The organism is Thermodesulfobacteriota bacterium, from assembly GCA_025062045.1.
Classification (GTDB): Bacteria; Desulfobacterota; Syntrophorhabdia; order Syntrophorhabdales; family JANXAF01; genus JANXAF01.
On sequence record JANXAF010000015.1, the window covers coordinates 1 to 19284 of the forward strand.

18 protein-coding genes are annotated in these 19284 nt (G+C 43.0%); 15 read left to right on the plus strand and 3 right to left on the minus strand.

Annotation, left to right across the window (positions count from 1 at the left end; all coding sequences use genetic code 11):
• Both NZ583_08500 and NZ583_08505 read right to left on the minus strand, forming a co-directional pair.
• Positions 1-3416, minus strand: a 3416-nt coding sequence (locus tag NZ583_08500; protein ID MCS7281632.1) for a FecR family protein, incomplete at its 3' end; no start/stop codon positions are given.
• 21 nt (positions 3417-3437) lie between these two features.
• On the minus strand, positions 3438-5078 hold the full coding sequence (locus NZ583_08505) for a hypothetical protein (protein ID MCS7281633.1): 1641 nt from the start codon (positions 5076-5078) through the stop codon (positions 3438-3440).
• Positions 5079-5210: 132 nt separating this feature from the next.
• Between NZ583_08505 and NZ583_08510 the strand changes: the two genes are divergently transcribed.
• The gene (locus tag NZ583_08510; protein MCS7281634.1) at positions 5211-6062 is read left to right on the plus strand and encodes a MoxR family ATPase; all 852 of its coding nucleotides are present in this window, start codon (positions 5211-5213) and stop codon (positions 6060-6062) included.
• Between the two features lie 3 nt (positions 6063-6065).
• Complete coding sequence (locus NZ583_08515) at positions 6066-7274, plus strand: VWA domain-containing protein (protein ID MCS7281635.1); 1209 nt, start codon at positions 6066-6068, stop codon at positions 7272-7274.
• On the opposite strand, the gene ispG is transcribed toward NZ583_08515, so the two are convergent.
• Positions 7271-8332: a flavodoxin-dependent (E)-4-hydroxy-3-methylbut-2-enyl-diphosphate synthase gene (gene ispG / locus NZ583_08520; protein ID MCS7281636.1), complete on the minus strand. Its 1062-nt coding sequence runs from the start codon at positions 8330-8332 to the stop codon at positions 7271-7273. The genes NZ583_08515 and ispG overlap by 4 nt on opposite strands.
• 114 nt (positions 8333-8446) lie before the next feature.
• Between ispG and ttdA the strand changes: the two genes are divergently transcribed.
• From ttdA to NZ583_08585, 13 genes are all read left to right on the plus strand, one after another.
• Positions 8447-9340, plus strand: a complete 894-nt coding sequence (gene ttdA, locus NZ583_08525) for a L(+)-tartrate dehydratase subunit alpha (protein ID MCS7281637.1) — start codon at positions 8447-8449, stop codon at positions 9338-9340.
• Positions 9337-9942, plus strand: coding sequence for a L(+)-tartrate dehydratase subunit beta (gene ttdB / locus NZ583_08530; protein ID MCS7281638.1), 606 nt, complete (start codon positions 9337-9339; stop codon positions 9940-9942). Before ttdA ends, ttdB begins: the two co-directional genes overlap by 4 nt.
• Positions 9943-10638, plus strand: a complete 696-nt coding sequence (locus NZ583_08535; protein MCS7281639.1) for an MTAP family purine nucleoside phosphorylase — start codon at positions 9943-9945, stop codon at positions 10636-10638.
• Positions 10635-11894 (plus strand): amidohydrolase, encoded by a 1260-nt coding sequence (locus NZ583_08540; protein ID MCS7281640.1) that lies wholly within the window; start codon positions 10635-10637, stop codon positions 11892-11894. Before NZ583_08535 ends, NZ583_08540 begins: the two co-directional genes overlap by 4 nt.
• Before the next feature lie 4 nt (positions 11895-11898).
• Positions 11899-12339, plus strand: a complete 441-nt coding sequence (locus NZ583_08545) for a Mut7-C RNAse domain-containing protein (protein MCS7281641.1) — start codon at positions 11899-11901, stop codon at positions 12337-12339.
• 4 nt (positions 12340-12343) lie between these two features.
• The gene (locus tag NZ583_08550; protein MCS7281642.1) at positions 12344-12985 is read left to right on the plus strand and encodes an endonuclease III; all 642 of its coding nucleotides are present in this window, start codon (positions 12344-12346) and stop codon (positions 12983-12985) included.
• 53 nt (positions 12986-13038) lie between these two features.
• A complete protein-coding gene (gene bamA, locus NZ583_08555) occupies positions 13039-15294 on the plus strand; it encodes an outer membrane protein assembly factor BamA (GenBank protein ID MCS7281643.1) in 2256 nt (751 codons plus the stop codon).
• Between the two features lie 16 nt (positions 15295-15310).
• The gene (locus NZ583_08560) at positions 15311-15841 is read left to right on the plus strand and encodes an OmpH family outer membrane protein (GenBank protein ID MCS7281644.1); all 531 of its coding nucleotides are present in this window, start codon (positions 15311-15313) and stop codon (positions 15839-15841) included.
• Complete coding sequence (gene lpxD / locus NZ583_08565) at positions 15838-16866, plus strand: UDP-3-O-(3-hydroxymyristoyl)glucosamine N-acyltransferase (protein MCS7281645.1); 1029 nt, start codon at positions 15838-15840, stop codon at positions 16864-16866. Before NZ583_08560 ends, lpxD begins: the two co-directional genes overlap by 4 nt.
• The gene (gene fabZ / locus NZ583_08570; protein ID MCS7281646.1) at positions 16866-17306 is read left to right on the plus strand and encodes a 3-hydroxyacyl-ACP dehydratase FabZ; all 441 of its coding nucleotides are present in this window, start codon (positions 16866-16868) and stop codon (positions 17304-17306) included. Before lpxD ends, fabZ begins: the two co-directional genes overlap by 1 nt.
• Complete coding sequence (gene lpxA, locus NZ583_08575; protein ID MCS7281647.1) at positions 17303-18070, plus strand: acyl-ACP--UDP-N-acetylglucosamine O-acyltransferase; 768 nt, start codon at positions 17303-17305, stop codon at positions 18068-18070. Before fabZ ends, lpxA begins: the two co-directional genes overlap by 4 nt.
• Entirely contained in the window at positions 18061-18987 is a 927-nt protein-coding gene (locus NZ583_08580) for a Gfo/Idh/MocA family oxidoreductase (protein MCS7281648.1), read from the plus strand. The genes lpxA and NZ583_08580 overlap by 10 nt, the downstream gene beginning before the upstream one ends.
• Positions 18965-19284 (plus strand): lipid-A-disaccharide synthase (locus NZ583_08585; protein MCS7281649.1); only part of this gene is annotated, 320 nt, incomplete at its 3' end. The genes NZ583_08580 and NZ583_08585, both read left to right, overlap by 23 nt.

The following is a 19284-nucleotide window of genomic DNA, read 5'->3' on the forward strand; positions in this document are numbered from 1 at the left end:
ACAGAGGCACCATTACTGGAACTTACGGCTTCACGGACAATTGTCGCCTTTGCTTGCCACATGTCTATACCCCTAAAGAATGTTGCCTCTAGGTCTTGGAAAACGAAGATCCCCGCTTCTTGCCCATCGTCTTTAATATACAATCCCCTTCCCCAAAGGGACATCCTTTCGTCTCCTGTTACATAACCTCCGAGGGTAAGTACGTATGCTCCAATTTCACGACGATTTTCGGGATCGTAAAATCTTCCTAGGAGAGGTGGGGTATTGAAGAAGAAAGGATACTCGCTACCATCGTATCTTCCAATTATTGTCAGGTCTGTCCCTTTATCCCCCCAAGGGTACCCTAAACCTCCGATAGCACCTAAGACCCTACCGGAAGCTTTTTCAAGAAGTTTCACGTTTGGGAATTTTGAGTACCAGACTTGGAAAGTTGGATCATCCGGGATGAGCCATTGGCTTCTCTTTAGATGATCGTGCCTTATATATTCTATGTTACGCCATCCATATCGAAATATGGCTTTTCCTCCCATGTCTATTTCAACCATAGTTCCATCTGGGAAGTAATAGGCTTCCTCTCCTCTATAGCTATCCTTGAATATTCCGTAGCCCATCCCTTCGGTTACCACAAGGAATCTTCTGTCTTCATGCCATTCCTCATGTCCATCAACCTGTACTTTCTGGATGAATTCTCTTATATACAAATTTCCTGAAATGGGGGTGTACACGGAAAGGGCATCCCCAAAGACACCGAAATGGTTTGCCAAATTGAGGGGTTTCTTTTTTGACTCATCCACAATACCCGTTCCTACACCAAGTGCTTTTTCTTCTCCGAAGATACCTCTAAAGGTAATAGCGTTTTCGTGTAAAAAGAGATAATTCCCTTCCGGCTCCGATTCTATATTGATTTCAGTGCCTGAAAGGGTAGCAGAAAAGGTCCGAGTCAGGCTATCCCATGCATCTCCTCTTAGGTCCCCAAGGAAGAGATTGACGTACCAGAAATCCCAAAATTTTTCAGCTTCGAAACTACCTACCTTTGAAACCCAGTTTCCTGTGGGTACGGAGGTATAGTTAGCACTTAGAGCTGACATAAGGAGCGTCCATTGGGTAGAAGAAGGACTTACAGTCCCAACTACTAAGTACCCACTTATCGGTCCACTTCCAACCTTCAAAATCACATCGTCATGTTCCATAGAATCGGGTAATGTGTTTGTCGTGCCCAATTTAGAGATTTCGATCTTTCCGCTTGCTGTATATGATCCAATTTCAGGAAAGAAACTCCCTTCCAGATCGGAAAGTTTAAAGTACCCCACCTCATATTCGTTTCCGATCTTTTTTGCATAAAATGCTAAACCTTCTGCTATGAATTTATCTTTAATCGATGCTCCTATTATGCCGCCGTAACAGTCGGTATTTTCTAGTGCGTACCCGGCCTTGAAAACTGGAAAGCCGAAAGCATAATTTGGACTTACCCCATTCAAATCAGCCGTTACAAAGTCGAGAAAGAAAAAGTCCTTCTTTTTTTCTGGCGAATACAATCCGACAAACCTTATGGGAGAAGGAGAAGACCATATATCACCTTTTCCGACAACAAAGCCTGCCATCTGGCTTGGTCCACTGCCGCGGAAAAATCCTACTGTCCCATCTTCGGTTCTAAACTCGTAGAAACCACTAGTTGGCAGAACCCCCGATGAAACCATAAAGGAGGCAACATCGGCTATGTACGTTCCAGAACTGACAAGTAGCATGTCTCGTGAATCGTAAAACCTAGAAGCAATATTAGCAGTCGCCTCACCTATGATCGGACCTATGTTATTTATGTATCCTATAAGCTCCAAATTCCCGCGACCTATACCCTTTGTAGGGTCAGTGTAGTCCCAAACGGCTTGCCCAAATAACCATTGGAACTCAAAAGAGGTCTGAGTGGGCAAGAACCAGTCATATGAAAAGCGCCATGGACTTTGATTTTGGTGAGAAAGGTAAAACTGAGTAGCGAACAAGCCTGCAAGAAGACCTGTATCCAACCTGAGAAAATAATTCTCAGGGGGAGGCGAATAAAAGCTCGAATAGGTAACTGGACCAGACCCAAATGTTATAGACTTTACCTTGTCTTTTAGTGCGCTTAGAAGATTCCCACCGGGTGGTATTTTCAAGCTTAAATTGCCAATAGGTTCACTCCGTACGAGCCTTCCCGTAGATGAGAGCACATTCGCTTCGTAACTTCCGGAACCTTGACCTGTCAAAAAGTAAAGGGTAGATCCCTCGACATAGAAGGAACTTAAAAGTGTATCAACAGAGCCTATTATACTTCTTTGAACTCCAAAGAATGCTCCAGCCTTGTCACTTGTTCCCTCTAAGATGCCAGATACAATATACGGTGAAGGCAAGGAATCAAGTTGCGGAAATTGAACTGAAAAGCTGAAATCTCCCCGACCTTTTTCGTCAACTCGTCCAAGAAACCTTCCCTTATTTGTGTCTATTTGGAGAGCACCCTCGAGTAGAGTTTCCTTTTTGACCCCATAGAATGGAAGACGCGGCGGTTCTATCTCAGCCAAAGTACGGACAAAGCTTACACCTACGACTTCTCTGGGAAGTAAAGTTTCGAAACCTCGCTCATAAAAGGCGATGTCCCTAAGTGCTGCGTAATCCTCAATAGCTGCCTCTCTTACGGGGACATCTGGCGCGCTTGGGCCTACATCCGGGGTAGTTGTAACTGTTACTCTTACTTCCTCAGAAGGTTCTCTTTTCTCTTCTTTCTTTACCTCTTCAATTCGTAGAAAGGCCCTCCCCTCCTCTTTAATGAAATTTTCGGGAGCCTTTGTGGGAGGAGATGGAGGAAGGTCCCCTTTTATGAAAGAGACCTGCCCTTGCGATATTGGTAGGATAATGTGTGGCTGTGCAGGATTAAAAACGTAACCCCTTCCCTTTATAAACACAACGACTGTTGTCCCCTGAGAGAAACCTACAAGCATATTGGAACCTCTGATTCCTGCAACAGCAGTGGGAGTATGAACTTCAAATTTGTGTCCCTCAACTAAGGCGGCTGCTTTTTTTACTATTTCTTCCGTTGCTATAGCCTGGATCCTCCCCCTATGGAGCTTCATAACTTGGCTTGTCCTTTCTTTCTCCACCATGTACTCTTTGATTTCCACCCTAGTTCTCGCTCCTATCCGGAGGATGCTATCGTTATAGAACTTGATCTCTGCGTAACTTCCAGTTTTTGTTCGGTATATGTCTCCTATGTCGACAGGATCTCCCACTTTTACCGGCGTGACCTCAGCTTTTTTTGCTTTTAAAACGTCGACGGAACCTTCGACTACTGTTACTTTACCGACAGATGCTGACCCGACCGATATGCCTGCAAAAATGAGAGAAAGTGTATAGATTAAAGCCAAGACGTATTTTGAAAAAAACTTCATTTTCACTTTACTCACCCCTTTTTAAAACTTGTATTCGAATCCAAGGGTCATAATTTCCCTTTTGTAGTTATAAATTTCGATGTTGCACTTGTCCCTCACGTACGTGTACTGACCAATTATATCCAAATTTCTCATGAGTTCGTAGATTATGGCACCCGTGAAGTTATATACGTCGTCTCTTCTCTTCTTATCAAAGAAAGTGTGCACATATTTGTACTTTTGAAAGGAAGCATCGCCAGTGACTTGAAGCTTTATTGGGAGCTTCGTTATCCCGTCAAGTGGATATAAAAGGCTTATGCTAATTCTATCCTCTCTATCTACTGACCAATTTCTGCCCTTGGCGTGCTCTTTTCCGAATGTGTACCTAAGTGCTATAACTGATCTTCCCTCCTTCCATGTTGTTGTGAGACCGAAGGATGTTGAGAGTATATCTGCATCCCTTAGTTCTTCATCAACTAGAGGACGAGGATGGAGTAAAGTCTTAAAATAATGTCTTTTTGAAAAGCCGCACGATATTTCCCCTATGATATTGGAACGGAGAAGGAACCTAAAAGTGGGTGTAGTGCCATACTGTTCCATGTAACGCGCTGTGTTCCACCAAGATAGCTCATCAAAAAAGCTATTCGACTTTACCCCTTGTAAACTATAGTAGTTGTAGAATATCGGCAAACTTACCGCCCATCTTTCGCGGCTAAACCCCGAAAAAAGCGTAAAGGAATTTGTCATGTTCGTGTATTCTTTAAGATTCCCCTTTGTCCCGTCGGCCCTTGTGTATCTTTTTGAGAAGTACTTTTCCGCCAAAAGGCCGTAACTTAAAGACAGACTCACAGGTTTTCTAAACGAAAAAGGAAAAGTGTAGCTTGCCCGAAAAGAAAGATTCATTGCGCTTCCTTGGTGTCCGGAGATCTGTTCAACTATAGGACCTTCCCCTTTTGTCACAACGTTCGAATCGTACTTGTAGTTGAGAGAAAAACTGAGCCTAAGGGGTCTTTCCCTTTCTATCCTCTCCTTTAAGATTCTTTCATAGTCTTTCGCGTACGTTGCAATATCCGTTGTAGGATCGAGCGTGATAGTCGATTTAAAACGCTCAACCGCCTCTTTTAGTTTCCCCTCCCTTGCGAGAGCGATTCCTATTTGGAACTCACAGGCCTGACTGAGGTTGGGATCGAGACTTTTTGCCTTCTCGAACTCCAAAATAGCCCCTTTGTAATTCTTCTCTTTCATAAGCACAAGACCTTTAAGATAAGCTACTTTTGGCTGTGCGATCCTTTCTTTCTCTGCAAGTTCGATAAATCTTTTTGCCTCGGCTAAGTTTTCAGTGACATTTAAAGCGTCGATAAGTTCTGGAAGCGCCTCAATAACAGAAGGTTTGAGGGTGACCGCATCTCTAAGATGGGTTATGGCGCACTCGTAATCCTCCATATGTTTACACGTTATCCCCGCGTAGTATGCGACTATGGAGGAATGGGGATCGAGCTTTCGAGCCTCAAGAAAGTATTGGAGTGCCTCTTCGTAATTTTCCTTCTTTAGCTCTTCAATACCTTTTTCGACAAAAAGAGAAAAAGAGGCATGACATGTAAAGGAAAAAGAAAGAATGATCAAGACAAAGAAGATCAAAATAGAAAAAGTCCGCATGTTTTTCTCCTTCTCTTTGTCTTCCACATGTTTGGCATAAATATAAAGCATTGTCAATTAAAAATTTTGTTCTTCTTGGTACTTCCGGAATCTTTTGACAGCCTATCCGCCAAGTACTATACTATTTAGTGATTTTTTTCACTACAAAGGGAGGATCTCATGGTGCGAGAGTACAGGGGAAGTAGTAAGTACATCGCGTCAAAAGAGCTCATGGAGATCGTGAACGTAGCTATAGCTTTGGGAAAACCGCTTCTTATCAAAGGTGAGCCTGGAACTGGTAAGACCCTTCTTGCCCACAGCATAGCTGAGGCACTAAATAAAAAACTCATAGTCTGGAACATAAAGTCTACAACCAAGGCGAAAGACGGTCTATACGTCTACGATACTGTCCAGAGGTTGAACGATGCGAGGTTCGGGGATAAAGACATCTCCAATATTAGGCAGTACATAAAACTTGGAAAACTAGGACAGGCCTTTGTATCCGAAGAACAAGTCGTTTTACTGATCGATGAGATAGATAAAGCGGATATTGAGTTTCCAAACGACCTTCTCAATGAACTCGACGAGATGTCTTTTTACATTCCAGAGCTTAACGAAGAGATAAAGGCAAAACATAGACCCATAGTTGTCATAACGAGCAATGCCGAAAAGGAACTTCCGGATGCTTTTCTGCGGAGATGCATCTTCCACTACATAGAATTTCCAACTCCTGAGATGATGGAAGAGATAGTACGGGTCCATTTTCCGGACATAGAGACGAGACTCGTAAGGGAGGCGATAAAGAGATTTTACTGGATCCGTGAGATAGACGGGCTCAAAAAGAAGCCATCCACAAGCGAGCTCCTCGACTGGATCAAGGCCTTGATCATAGGCGGTATAGATCCAGAAAGGATAAGTAAGGAGATACCTTTTATTGGGACTTTGCTTAAAAGCGAACATGATACGCTAAAGGTGGAGAGGTTCCTACTTGGACAAAAGGGGCATTTTGAGATGAGAAGGAGGTTTTTGTAGTAGATGTTTACGGGCTTTTTTTTCAAGCTCAGGGAAAAAGGAGTACCCTGTACGATAACTGAGTGGCTCTCCTTCATAGAGGCGCTCCATAAGGGTCTTTTTAAATCTAGCCTCAACCATCTCTACTACATAGGAAGAGCTTTCCTTGTAAAGAGCGAGGCCTACTACGACATGTTCGATCTTGCATTCCAAGAGTATTTCGGGGGAATCAAAACGGAGGACGTAGAAATCGAAAAAGTTCTCAGTTGGCTTGAGAATCCGAAAAACCTCCCCCCTTTAAGTCCAGAAGAGATTGAGGAATTCAGAAAGAAGATGGAAGAGTTTCAAAGAAACCTCGACATGGAAGAACTCTTAAGGCAGTTCCGGGAAAGGCTCCGTGAACAAAAAGAAAGGCATGACGGAGGAAACAAGTGGATAGGTACAGGTGGAAAATCTCCTTTTGGAGCTTTTGGTTTCCATCCTGGAGGAATAAGGGTTGGGGGAGAATCTTTCATGCAGTCTGCGGTTAAAGTTGCAGGAGAAAGGAGATACAGAAATTACAGAAACGACCTCATACTCGACACAAGGCAAATAAGGATGGCCTTAAAGAGATTAAGAGAGCTCAAAAAAGAAGGGGCGGAAGAGCTCGATCTGGAAGGTACCGTTGAAAAAACGGCCAAAGAAGCTGGTGAACTCGAACTCGTCTACACAAAATCCAGGGAAAACTCAGTAAGGCTTATCCTCCTTATGGATACGGGCGGTTCCATGCTTCCTTACACTGAACTTTGCGAAAGACTCTTTTCGGCTGCATCCCAGATGGAGCATTTTAAGGAGTTCAGGTACTATTATTTCCACAACTGCATCTATCAGGATGTATTCGAGGACATGGCCAACTACAAAAGGGTCCCAACTGAAAAGCTATTCGCTAACTTCCACAGCGGCTACAAGGTAATAATAGTTGGGGATGCGAGAATGGCTTACTCTGAACTATTCGACGTGAATGGCTGCATAGACTACTATTACACCAATGACAGACCTGGAATCGAATGGCTAATGAGGATAAGGGAACACTTTCCCTATTCAGTGTGGCTAAATCCTACGCCCAAACATTTTTGGAATCACGTAACCGTCGATGCGATAAGGAAAATATTCCCTATGTTTGAGCTGACCTTAGACGGGCTTAAAGAGGCTGTTTCGGCTTTAATTTCGAAATCCAAACAAGTCCAAATCTAAAGTAGTCGATAGAGTTCTTCTTCCAAAATCTCCCTTGCCAGTTCATGGGGTACATTCCTTCTTATCACAATTCCGCGCGCGAATATGACGGCACTTTTCGCTCCAAAAGCAATTCCAATGTCTGCATCCTTTGCCTCGCCAGGTCCGTTTACTTCGCAACCCATAATGGCAACCTTTAAAGGTTTCTCTATGTGGACCGTTTGTCTTTCAAACTCGTCCACTATCCCTTTTAAGTCGACTTTACACCTTCCGCACATTGGACATGCAATGATATTTAGACCACGCTTTCTCAAATTGAGACTTGCAAGGATCCGGTAAGCTGCGATGACCTCATATACCGGATGGGCCGTAAGGGACACCCTTATCGTATCTCCAATTCCCTCGCTTAAAAGGATACCTATCCCTATGGCAGATTTTATGGCCCCTGAAAAGATGGGACCTGCCTCAGTTATACCTACATGTAATGGATAATTGGTCTGGCTTGCGAATTTTCTATAGGCATCTACGGTCTCTAAAACGTCCGAACCTTTAAGAGAGACTTTGATCTCTGTCCATCCTACATCTTCAAAGAGCTTGGTGTAGTAAAGGGCGCTTTCCACCATCGCATCTGAGGTTGGCCTTCCGTATTTTTTAAGGACCCTCCTTTCAACGGAGCCAGAGTTGATCCCTATTCTTATAGGTGTCTTCGTTTCTAGTGCGAACTTTGCAACCTCTTTTACTTTTCGGACGTTGTTTATAGTCCCAGGATTTATCCTTATGCAGTCTATCCCCATCTCCATAGCTCTTTGGGCGATCTTTATGTGGAAGTGTACGTCTCCAACGATAGGGATATTGACCTCCTTTTTGAAAAAGGGGATAAGATTTAAGCTCTCCTCCGTAGGCAGAGCTATCCTTACTATTTCGCAACCTGCCCTTTTTAGCTCCCTTAGCTGGTTTAAGCTTCCCTCCACGTTCTCCGGGTTCGTCTTGAGCATAGACTGTACGACTATCGGATTTCCTCCTCCTATCATTACGTTTCCGACTTTTATCGCTTTTGTCCTCTTTCTATGGATTTCCATTTTTATGAGGGCAAGGGGTAAGACTTTCTTTCATTCTATTTTCAAACCGGACGTTTGTCAATCCAGAAATCGGAGTGTTGACGGCTTACTCAAATTGATATATCCTAACCTTCGATGGATGAAAAGAAAAGGGCTTATCTTCTCGATATCATAAGTAAATTTATCGGTTTAGTGAGTATTAAGCTTCCAGATGACGTATGGGAAGGTATTTTAGGTCTTTCGATGGAAGAGAAAGACGAAAGGGCATCCCTTATCTTTAAGGCCATGACCGAAAACCAGAGGATCGCGGATACGGAAAAGAGACCCTGCTGTCAGGATACAGGGGTCGTAAATTTCTTTGTGAAAGCGGGATCGACTTTTCCTTATCTCGGAGAATTGAGATCGATTCTCACTGAGGCCGTAAGAAAAGCGACTTTAGATGTTCCTCTAAGGCACAACACTGTATCCATATTCGAAGGGAGAAACTTTGGGGACAACTTGGGGGATGGGATGCCTTTTATCTTCTGGGAGATAGAAAAGGGGAGTGAAATAGAACTGAGCGTATACCTTGCAGGTGGTGGATGCAGCCTTCCTGGACGGTCGTACACTTTTATGCCATCTGACGGGTATGAGGCGATCGTAAGGTATATCTTTGACACTTCTGTAGAATGGGGTATAAATGCGTGTCCGCCCCTTACCCTTGGAATAGGGATAGCTGGATCCTCGGATATAGCTTCATACCTTTCTAAAAAAGCATTGCTAAGACCGATTGGGAAGCCAAGTGATAATCCATACGCACAAAGATTTGAAAGCATCTTAAAGGATGGACTGGATAGGATCGGTATTGGACCTCAAGGACTTGGAGGTTTAAAGAGTGTTCTTGCAGTTCAAGTAGAGGTAGCGGCAAGACATCCTTCTACAATTTCTGTCGGTTTAAGCATAGGTTGCTGGTCTTTGAGGAAGGGGACACTCCTTATCGACAAAGACTTAAATTACGAAATTTTGTCCCACAGAGGAACCTCACTGTGAAAAAGTTGATCCATAGCCCTGTAAGAGCCGACGAGATAGAAGATCTAAAAATCGGCGATATCTTCTGGCTTGAAGGCACAGTTTTGACAATAAGGGATGTAGGTCATAGAAGGGTCGTTGTGGATAATATTGAGCTTCCCGTACGGAGTGAAGGTTTGGCCATTTTCCATGCGGGACCTATAGTTAAAAAGGAGGATGGTAGGCTTACTGTTGTCTCCATAGGACCCACAACTTCCATGAGAATGGAAAAATACGAGTACGAGTTCATAAGAAGGACTAAAGTAAAAATAGTAATTGGGAAGGGTGGGATGGGGAAAGAGACTCAAAAAGCGTGTGCAGAGTTTAAAGCGATCCACTGCATATATCCTGGAGGATGCGGTGCCCTCTGCGCGAAACAGGTGGTGGAGATAGCTGATGTGAAATGGACAGATCTTGGAATGCCAGAGGCACTTTACGTCCTTAAGGTCAAGGATTTTGGGCCACTTGTTGTCTCAATCGACACTCAAGGCAGAAACCTCATGGAAGAGAGAAAAAAGGTTTACATCTCGAGAAAGGAGGAAATACTCGGTAATCTTTTGACTGAAGTCAAGTCTTTTAGGTAGATGTTTGCCATAATCGGGGGTTCTTCACTTTTTACGTCGAATATATTTGAGAATTGGGAAGAAAGAAAGATTGAGACTCCTTTCGGTCGAGTTTTATTGAAGATTGCCGATCGTGCTATTTTCCTTCAAAGGCACGGGGAGGATCTCCTTCCTCCGCACAGAATAAACCATAAGGCCAACATATGGGCGCTAAAAGAGATGAAGGTAGAAAAAATATTTGCCATAAATTCAACCGGAAGTTTAAAAAAGAGTCTCAAACCAGGAAGCTTTCTTGTGCCGGACGACTTTTTCTGTCCCTGGATGATACCTACATTCTTCGACAGAGAGCTTAAGTTCTCTATCCCTAGGTTCGATCCAAGAGTGATCGAAATTATCTATGATGTGGCAAAAGAGACGGGCATGAAGGTAAAAAAGGGCGGAATTTACGTCCAGACTCTCGGGCCAAGATTTGAGACTTTATCAGAGATAAAGTTTTTCAAAAAAGTAGGAGACGTCATTGGAATGACACTTGCCTCTGAGGCTACCCTTTCAATCGAATGTGGTATTCCTTACGGCAGCTTATGTTCAATCGATAACTACTGTCACGGTCTTGGAGAGAAGGTCTTAACGATTGAAGAAGTAAAGAAGGCCCAAAGAGAAAGTCTCGCCCAAATAGAGAGGTTCATCGAGAATTTGCTAAGAAGGGGAGGAGAATGAGGATACTCATAAAAAACGTAATTCTTAACGGAAAGACGACAGACATTTACATAAATAGTGGAAAGATAGAGGAGATAGGTTTGGGACTAAAAAAAGAAGCGGAAAAAATAATAAACGGCGAATGTAAAGTTGCCCTTCCTTCCTTCATAAATGGCCACACCCATGCGGCAATGACGATCTTTAGGGGATATGCCGATGATATGCCGCTTAGTAAGTGGCTTACTGAAAAGATATGGGTTTTGGAGAGTAAGCTCACTGAAGAGGACGTTTACTGGGGAGCAAAACTCGCCTGCCTCGAGATGATAAAGAACGGGATTACCGTCTTTAACGACATGTACTGGCACTGGGAGGCTACGGCGCGTGCGACAAAGGAGATGGGACTTAGGGGCTTTATAAGTGCGGTCTTTATAGACATGTTCGATGAGAAAAAGGCAAAGGAACAGATAGAGCTGAATTTAAAACTATACGAATTGTCGAAAGAGTTCATGCCAAATGTAGTATTCACACTCGGTCCCCACGCCATCTATTCTGTCTCGAAGGAAAGTCTCACATGGACGAGGGATTTTTCTGAAAAAAACGGAACCTTAGTACACATGCATCTTTCAGAAACGGAAGACGAAGTAAGATTTGCCCAAGAGAGATACAACATGAGCCCCGTTGAATTTCTGGATTCCATAGGTCTCCTTTCTGAGAGATTCATCGGATGCCATGGCTGCTGGCTTTCCGAGAAGGAATGCGAAATTTTGGGAAAAAGAGGTGCGAAACTCGTTCATATGCCCGTCTCTAACATGAAACTCGCGGTGGGAAAAGTTATACCCCACTCTTTTCTCTCGAAATTCAAAGTGGATTACTGCCTTGGAACTGATGGATGTGCATCCAACAACAACTTGGACATGATGGAGACTATGAAGTTTGCCTCTCTTTTGGCAAAATTCTCAACAGGGGATCCGACTATCCTTAATGCCCCATACGTTTATGAGCTGGCGACAAAAAAGGCAGCATCTATCTTCAATCTGGGAGAATGGGAAATAAAGGTGGGGCTTGAGACTGACATAATCCTTGTCGATCTTTTAAGACCCGAGTTAACCCCAAACTTCGATCTTTACTCCGACATTGTTTATTCCGCCAATGGGTACTGTGTAGATACTGTAATCTGTATGGGAAATGTTATAATGGAGAATAGAGTCGTTCCTGGGGAAGAAGAAATAATTAGAAACGCAAAAAAGGTTGCAAGATCTTTGGTTAAGAGAATTTAAAGCTATGAAATTCATATGTGATTCGATGCTTGGAAGGCTTGCCAAGTATTTGAGGATACTAGGCCTTAACGCGATCTACTACAGGCCTTCAAAGAAGGGGAAAGAGTTCATCTTTGAAGAACCCTATTACTTTTTTACGAGGAGGAAGGTATCTCCCTACATGAACACGATTTACATAAAATCCGACAAAGTCCAGGATCAGCTAAAGGAGATAAAGGAGATCATAAGACCGTATATAGATCCTTCCCTTGTTATGTCGAGGTGTATAGAGTGTAATAGGGAACTGGAGTATGTGGAGAAGGAGAAAGTGGAACCTTTCGTTCCTGAATATGTCTTTCACACCCAAAAAGAGTTTAGGATCTGTCCACAATGCAAAAAGATATACTGGAGTGGCTCCCACGTGGAAAACATGTCAAAGTGGATAAAAGAGATTTTGGAAAAGTGAGCCTGTGAAAAAAGGTCTAACGTTTAAAAAGGTCTTTGAGAAACTCTCCCCCTTATTTCCGGATGCAATGAATGAAGAGAATAATTCGGATCCGTTTTTTGTCCTCATATCCACCATACTGAGCCACAGAACAAAGGACGAAGTGACAGAAGAGGCAATAAAGAGGGTCAAAGAAAGAATAAAGGGACCTCAAGATCTTTTGGCGATCCCCCAAAAGGAACTGGAAAGCCTTATCTTTCCTGTTGGTTTTTACAAAAATAAGGCAAGGATCCTGAAAGATATAGCTCAGACGATCGTAAACGTCTTGGGTGGTCGTGTACCTGATACTTTCGAAGAACTTTTGAAACTCAAAGGTGTTGGACATAAGACGGCGAATCTTGTTCTTTCCCGAGCTTTCGGAAAACCTGCCATATGTGTCGATACCCATGTGCATAGGATTTCGAACCGCATGGGTCTAGTAAGGACTAAAACCCCTCAAGAGACCGAAATAGAACTGAAAGAAAAAATGCCTAAAAAGTACTGGAAAAATTATAACGGGCTTTTGGTCGCATTTGGAAAGAATCTCTGTAAGCCCATATCTCCGCTCTGTAGCAAATGCCCCCTCTATAAAGAGTGTCCGAGAATCGGTGTTGTGAGGTGGAGGTAAGAAAAATTTTGGCTTTACAACCTTTCAGCTTTTCTGTTAAGTATGGTTCGCTTATGAAAAGACGGAAGATCTTTACGTTCTTATTTCTATTTTTGTTTTTCGCAAACTTCGCATATCCTTCGGAGAAGGATAGGATCCTAAGAATTGAGATCATAGGGAACGAAAGGGTTGACAAAGGTGTGATACTAAATGCCATAAAGAGCAAAGAAAACGATATCTACGATCCAGAAAGGTTAAGAGAAGATTTAAAAAGCATCTATAAGACAGGTTTTTTCAGCGATGTCCAGATAGATCTCAAAGAGACAGAGAGAGGAAAGATCGTGACCTTCGTTGTGATTGAAAGGCCTGTTGTAAAGGCGATATACATTTTGGGGAATAAAAGGGTAAAGACAGACGATATAAAGGATAAGATCAAAATCAAAACGAACACGGTACTTAATACCGAAAGGCTCAAAGAGAGCGTTGAAGAGATAAAGAAACTTTACTCAAGCAAGGCCTACTACGCTACAAAGGTAGATGCGGAGATAGACTACGGCGAATCATACGAGGTCACTATCAACTTTAAGATTGAAGAGGGAAAAAAGGCCTACGTGAAAAAGATAGATTTCATTGGGAATAAGAGTGCCAAATCGAGCGAACTCAAAAAATTTATGAAAGTGAAGGAAAAAGGTGTCTTTTCGTGGTTTACAGGTTCAGGGATACTCGATGAGGACGTGTTGGAAGAGGACAGAAAGAATATAGAAGCCTTCTACATGGACAGGGGTCATGTAAACGTAAGGACCTCCCCTCCGGAGATTAAAGTTTCACCAGATGGCAAAAGCATAACCATCTCGATGCAGATAGATGAGGGGCCGGTCTTCAAAGTGGGAAAAATCGACTTCTCGGGCGACTTAATAGTTCCTCCTGACGAATTAAAAAAGATTTTGACTCTCAAGACCGGTGATCTATTCAAAAGTAGCACGTTCCATAAAGACGTGATAAAAATTACCGACCTTTATCAGGACAAAGGTTACGCATTTTGCGATGTCACGCCTCTTACCTCCATCGATGAGGAACAAAAAAGAGTAGATATCACATTCGACATAAAAAAGAACGAAGAAGTTTACTTCAACCGGATAAACATAATAGGTAACATAAAGACTAAGGACAAAGTGATAAGAAGGGAACTCAAATTCGCAGAGGGTGATAGGTTTTCGGCAACTAAACTCTCTGAAAGCAAAAGGAGGCTGAGAAATACCCTCTACTTTCAAGATGTCGATCTTAAAATCCAAAGGACCGAAAGGCCCAATTTCGTAAATGTGGATGTTACTCTTGAAGAGAGACCAACTGGCACTTTAAGTTTAGGTGTGGGTTATAGCACTGCAGAGAAGGTTTTGTTAACAGGCTCTGTCTCGCAGGAAAACTTATTCGGTACAGGAAGGAAAGTCTATCTGGAGGCTCAACTTGGATCAACTTCTTCAGATTTCCGACTCACAGCAATCGATCCTTACTTTCTCGACTACAAGCTTTCAACCGGGATCTCCCTCTCGAACTATAGAAGAGAGATGGATGTGTACGATTACAAGACAACGGGCGGAAGCCTCTTTTTGAGAAGGCCTTTCACAGATTACGTATCTGCGGGACTAAAGTACAGGTACGACAGAAATGAAGTCTATAACGTTGATCCCACAGCGACAAAGTACATAAAGGAACAGAAAGGGAAGAGGACAACGAGTAGTTTTACTTTTTCCTTAGGGAAAAACACGGTTGACGACATACTAAACCCGACGAAGGGCGACTTTGGAGATGTATCAATTGAAGTTGCAGGCGGAGCTCTAGGAGGGAATGTTGAGTTTGTGAAGTCCATCGCTTATTATGGTAGATACATAAAGGCAGGGTTCTGGGATAGTACGTTTATGCTTAAGGCTCAGGTTGGTTCCATATGGCCATATGGAAGGAAAAAGCTTCCGATTTATGAGAAGTTCTTCGTGGGAGGCATAAACACGATAAGGGGATTCAGATACGGGGAAGCTGGTCCTAAAGACGAAGAAGGGGAAGTGATAGGAGGGACCAAAAAGATCGTCTTTAACGCGGAGTGGATATTTCCGATATTTAAGCCTGCAGGAATAAAGGGTGTAGTCTTTTTCGACTGCGGTCACGCATTCGACAAAACAAAAGGCTTTTTTCAAGATTACAGATTCGGTTCTGGATTTGGGATAAGATGGCTCTCCCCGCTAGGACCGATGAGACTGGAACTCGGTTATAATTTATCACCCAGAAAGGGAGAAAGACGGAGTGTTTTCGATTTTATGATAGGAACCTTTTATTGATGCCTAAGGAGGAAACATGAGAAGCTTTTTGATCTTTGTATTTATTTTTCTTTCACTTTCTCTTTCACTCTACGCACAATCCATAAACATAGGATACGTAGACCTACATAGAGTTATGCATGAATCCGAAAAGGGAAAAGAGGCTAAAAAGAAACTGACAGAAGAGGCCAATAAGATAAAAAAAGAACTCGATGCGAGACAAGAAGAGCTACAGAGAATGAAGGATGCCCTTGAACGACAGGCCGCAACCATAAGCCCTGAGGCTAGGGCCGAGAGGGAAAGGCAGTATCAGACAAAACTCAGAGATTATCAAAGGGCCTACAGTGACTACCAGGCGGAGCTACAACAAAAAGATATGGAACTTTCACAGGCTATTCTCCGGGAGATAGAAGAGGTGATAAAGGTAGTTGGGGAAAAGGAGAAGTTCCTCATAATCTTTGAAAAGAACCAGGCTGGGATACTATTCGCATCGCCAGCGATTGACATCACAGACAAGGTCATAAAACAGTACAACGAAATGTCTAAAACGAAGCCTCCAAAGAAATGATAAAGCTCAAAGAGATAACCCAAATAACGGGTGGTAGGCTCATAGGAGACGAAGAAGTAGAGATAAGAGGGCTATCCTCAATAAAATATGCCAAGGAAGGAGATCTCACTTTCCTTTTTAGAAGGTCCTTTATCGATGAGGCAAAATCGACAAAAGCATCCGCTCTAATAGTTGGGGAAGATGCGGATCCTAAAGAACTTACGGTGAAAAATATAGTTGTTACTAAAGACCCCTACGCGGCCTTCATCAAACTTGCGAATCTTTTTGTTAAAAAGGAAGAGGAAGGTGAATTTATAAGTCCCCTGGCCCACATATCGAGCGATGCAAAGATAGGAAGGAAAGTTAAGATCTATCCTTTCGTCTATGTAGGCTCCGGGGTTGAGATAGAAGAGGGTGTTGTTCTTTATCCGTTCGTGTACGTGGGCGATCGGGTAATTATAGGAGAAAACTCAAAAATTTATGCCCATGTAACGCTCTACGAAGGAGTAAAGATAGGAAAGAGGGTCATTATCCATTCTGGAACGGTGATAGGTAGCGATGGCTTCGGATACAGATGGACAGGAAAAGAACATGAAAAGATTCCCCAAATTGGGACTGTGGAGATAGAGGACGATGTGGAGATAGGAGCGAACGTAACGATCGATAGGGCAACACTGGGTAAAACTTTAATAAAGAAGGGGACAAAGATAGACAACCTCGTCCAAGTGGGGCATAATGTCGAAATTGGGGAGGATTCGATAGTCGTTGCCCAAGTCGGGATAGGCGGAAGCACAAAGATAGGAAATAGGGTCATCATTGCAGGACAGGCTGGTATCAGGGATCACGTAAGGGTCGGTAATGGCGTAAAGATAGGGGGACAGACTGGAGTCACAAAAGACGTAAAGGATGGTCAAGAGGTGTTAGGTACGCCACACATGGACAGAAAGGAGTGGGCAAGACTTCAATTCTACCTTAGAAAGCTTCCGGAGCTTTTTACAAAGATCAAGAGGCTTGAACAAAAAACGGAGACCGGAGAGCTTAAATGATAGACATAAAAGAGATAATAGAACTTCTTCCGCACAGGTACCCATTTTTACTAGTCGATCGTATAGAAGAGCTGGAACCGGGAAAGCGGGCTGTCGGTATCAAAAATGTGACCTACAATGAACCCTTCTTTAAAGGTCACTTTCCTGAAGCACCCATAATGCCAGGAGTCCTCATAATAGAAGCGATGGCACAAACAGGAGGCGTTTTGGCCTTCAAAACCCTCCCTAAAAGGAAGGGTTCTGTTTTCTTTCTAGGTATAGACAATGCCAGATTCCGAAAGCCTGTCGTTCCTGGAGATCAGCTAAGAATGGTGGTGGAAGTGGTAAAACACAAGATGGACATCTGGGTGTTTGAAGGTAAGGCCTATGTGGATGGGGAAGTTGTTGCGGAGGCAAAGATTATGGCTATGTTGAAGGAAGAAAAGGAGAATGAAAAGTGATCCACAGAACATCGATTGTGGATGTGAGAGCCGAGATAGATGACGATGTGTATATAGGTCCGTACTGTGTGATCGAAGGGAAAGTCACAATAAAGAGGGGGACAAGACTCATAAGCCACGTCGTAATCCAGGGAAAGACTACAATAGGAGAGGAATGTACCATAAGCCCTTTTGCCTCAATAGGCGGACCCCCCCAGGATGTGACATACAAAGGAGAGGAGACTGAAACTATAATAGGGAACAGAAACGTAATAAAAGAGTACGTCACAATAAACAGAGGGACCCCAAGAGGCGGTGGTGTCACAAAAATAGGGGACAACAACTTCATAATGGCCTACTCCCACATCGCCCATGACTGCATAATAGGAAACGACGTAATTATGGCAAACTGTGCGACCCTTGCGGGACACGTGGAAGTCCAAGACAAAGTAGTATTCGGTGGTTTGTGCGCCGTTCATCAGTTCTGCAGGATTGGGTGTTTCAGTTTCATAAGTGGTCTCACTGGCGTTCCAAAAGACGTACCCCCTTTCATGATAGCCGCAGGAAACAGAGCCAAGCTCTATGGAATAAACATCGTGGGTCTTCAGAGGAACAATTTCCCGAAAGAGGAGATAGCTAAGCTAAAAAAGGCCTATAGGATTCTTTTTAGATCATCGCTACCCTTATCAACTTCCCTAAAGATCGTGCAAGAGGAGCTAGAAGGCGAAAACATAAAAATCCTTGTAGAATTCATCCAGAACTCAAAAAGAGGGATATGCAGGTAAGATTAGGAATAGTCGGTTTAGGGCATATGGGAATGGTCCATCTGAAGAAGGCTTTAGCAAGAAAGGACGTAGAAATTGTGGCCGTTATAGAAAAAGATAGTAGAAAGCTCCATCTTGTAAGAGACGAGTTTAATATGAAGACTTACGACGATTACACGAAAGTCGATTTGGAACTAGATTGTGTAGTTATTGCGACTCCCGCAACGACCCACTACGAGATAACGAAGTTTTACTTACAACGTGGAATCCACGTATTCGTTGAGAAACCCCTAGCCGTAAAATATGAGGAGGCCTTCGAACTTGTAAAAATTGCAGAAAAGAAAAAGCTTAAGTTACAGGTGGGCCATATAGAGAGGTTCAATCCAGCATTAAAAGAAGGGCTCAAATATATAGATCATCCACTTTACATAGAGGCCATAAGGTTAAGCCCTTTTTCCGGAAGGTGCCTAGATGTGGATGTCGTTTTCGATCTTATGATCCACGATTTAGACATAATCTCGACTTTAAAAAAGGAAAGCCCAGAAAAGATAGATGCTTTTGGGTTTTCTTTTGTAAGTGACAGAATCGATGAGGCATCAGCAATCATTAGGTTTTCTGACGGCACAGAATCGTACCTTTCTGCAAGTAGGGTCTCCCATAGAAAGGAAAGGACCTTAAAAATTTTTGACGGAAAAAAGATCGTAATTATGGATCTTTTGGATATGAGTATTTCTTTGGCAACGAAAAACGGTTATGCGGTAAACTTCAAAACCTATAGCTGTGAAAAGAAAGATCTCGTGGAGGAGGAAATCGAAAACTTCATCCTATCAGTGAAGGGAGAAGAAAATCCCTTTGTGGAAGGAAAAGACACACTCCCTTCCCTTTTTTTTGCCGAAAAGATACTAGAATCGATCTGTGGCATCAGAAAAGGGATTTAATGGAAGGATAACGATTCTTTGCGGTGAACTTTCGGGAGAGATCCATGCAGCAAATCTACTTAAAAACCTTTCAAAGCTCGTAAGTGTCGAATTTTACGCTTTGGGAAGCTCTCTTTTAAGAAGGGAAAACGTAAAGATCGTATACGATTATAAAGGGATCTCAATTACAGGTCTCGGAGGAGTACTAAGAAAGATCTTTCCCATACTACGCGCCTATTGGGCAGTAAAGAAACACATAAAGCAAAAAAGACCTTCCGTTCTTATCCTCGTTGACTTTCCTGGGCTTAATCTTTTTTT

Coding starts and splice junctions, on each gene's coding strand:
- NZ583_08580 (MCS7281648.1), top strand. CDS start 18,061: ATGCAGGTAAGATTAGGAATAGTCGGTTTAGGGCATATGGGAATGGTC.
- NZ583_08560 (MCS7281644.1), top strand. CDS start 15,311: ATGAGAAGCTTTTTGATCTTTGTATTTATTTTTCTTTCACTTTCTCTT.
- ispG (MCS7281636.1), bottom strand. CDS start 8,332: ATGGAAATCCATAGAAAGAGGACAAAAGCGATAAAAGTCGGAAACGTA.
- NZ583_08535 (MCS7281639.1), top strand. CDS start 9,943: ATGTTTGCCATAATCGGGGGTTCTTCACTTTTTACGTCGAATATATTT.
- lpxD (MCS7281645.1), top strand. CDS start 15,838: ATGATAAAGCTCAAAGAGATAACCCAAATAACGGGTGGTAGGCTCATA.
- NZ583_08540 (MCS7281640.1), top strand. CDS start 10,635: ATGAGGATACTCATAAAAAACGTAATTCTTAACGGAAAGACGACAGAC.
- NZ583_08510 (MCS7281634.1), top strand. CDS start 5,211: ATGGTGCGAGAGTACAGGGGAAGTAGTAAGTACATCGCGTCAAAAGAG.
- NZ583_08515 (MCS7281635.1), top strand. CDS start 6,066: ATGTTTACGGGCTTTTTTTTCAAGCTCAGGGAAAAAGGAGTACCCTGT.
- NZ583_08545 (MCS7281641.1), top strand. CDS start 11,899: ATGAAATTCATATGTGATTCGATGCTTGGAAGGCTTGCCAAGTATTTG.
- bamA (MCS7281643.1), top strand. CDS start 13,039: ATGAAAAGACGGAAGATCTTTACGTTCTTATTTCTATTTTTGTTTTTC.
- ttdA (MCS7281637.1), top strand. CDS start 8,447: ATGGATGAAAAGAAAAGGGCTTATCTTCTCGATATCATAAGTAAATTT.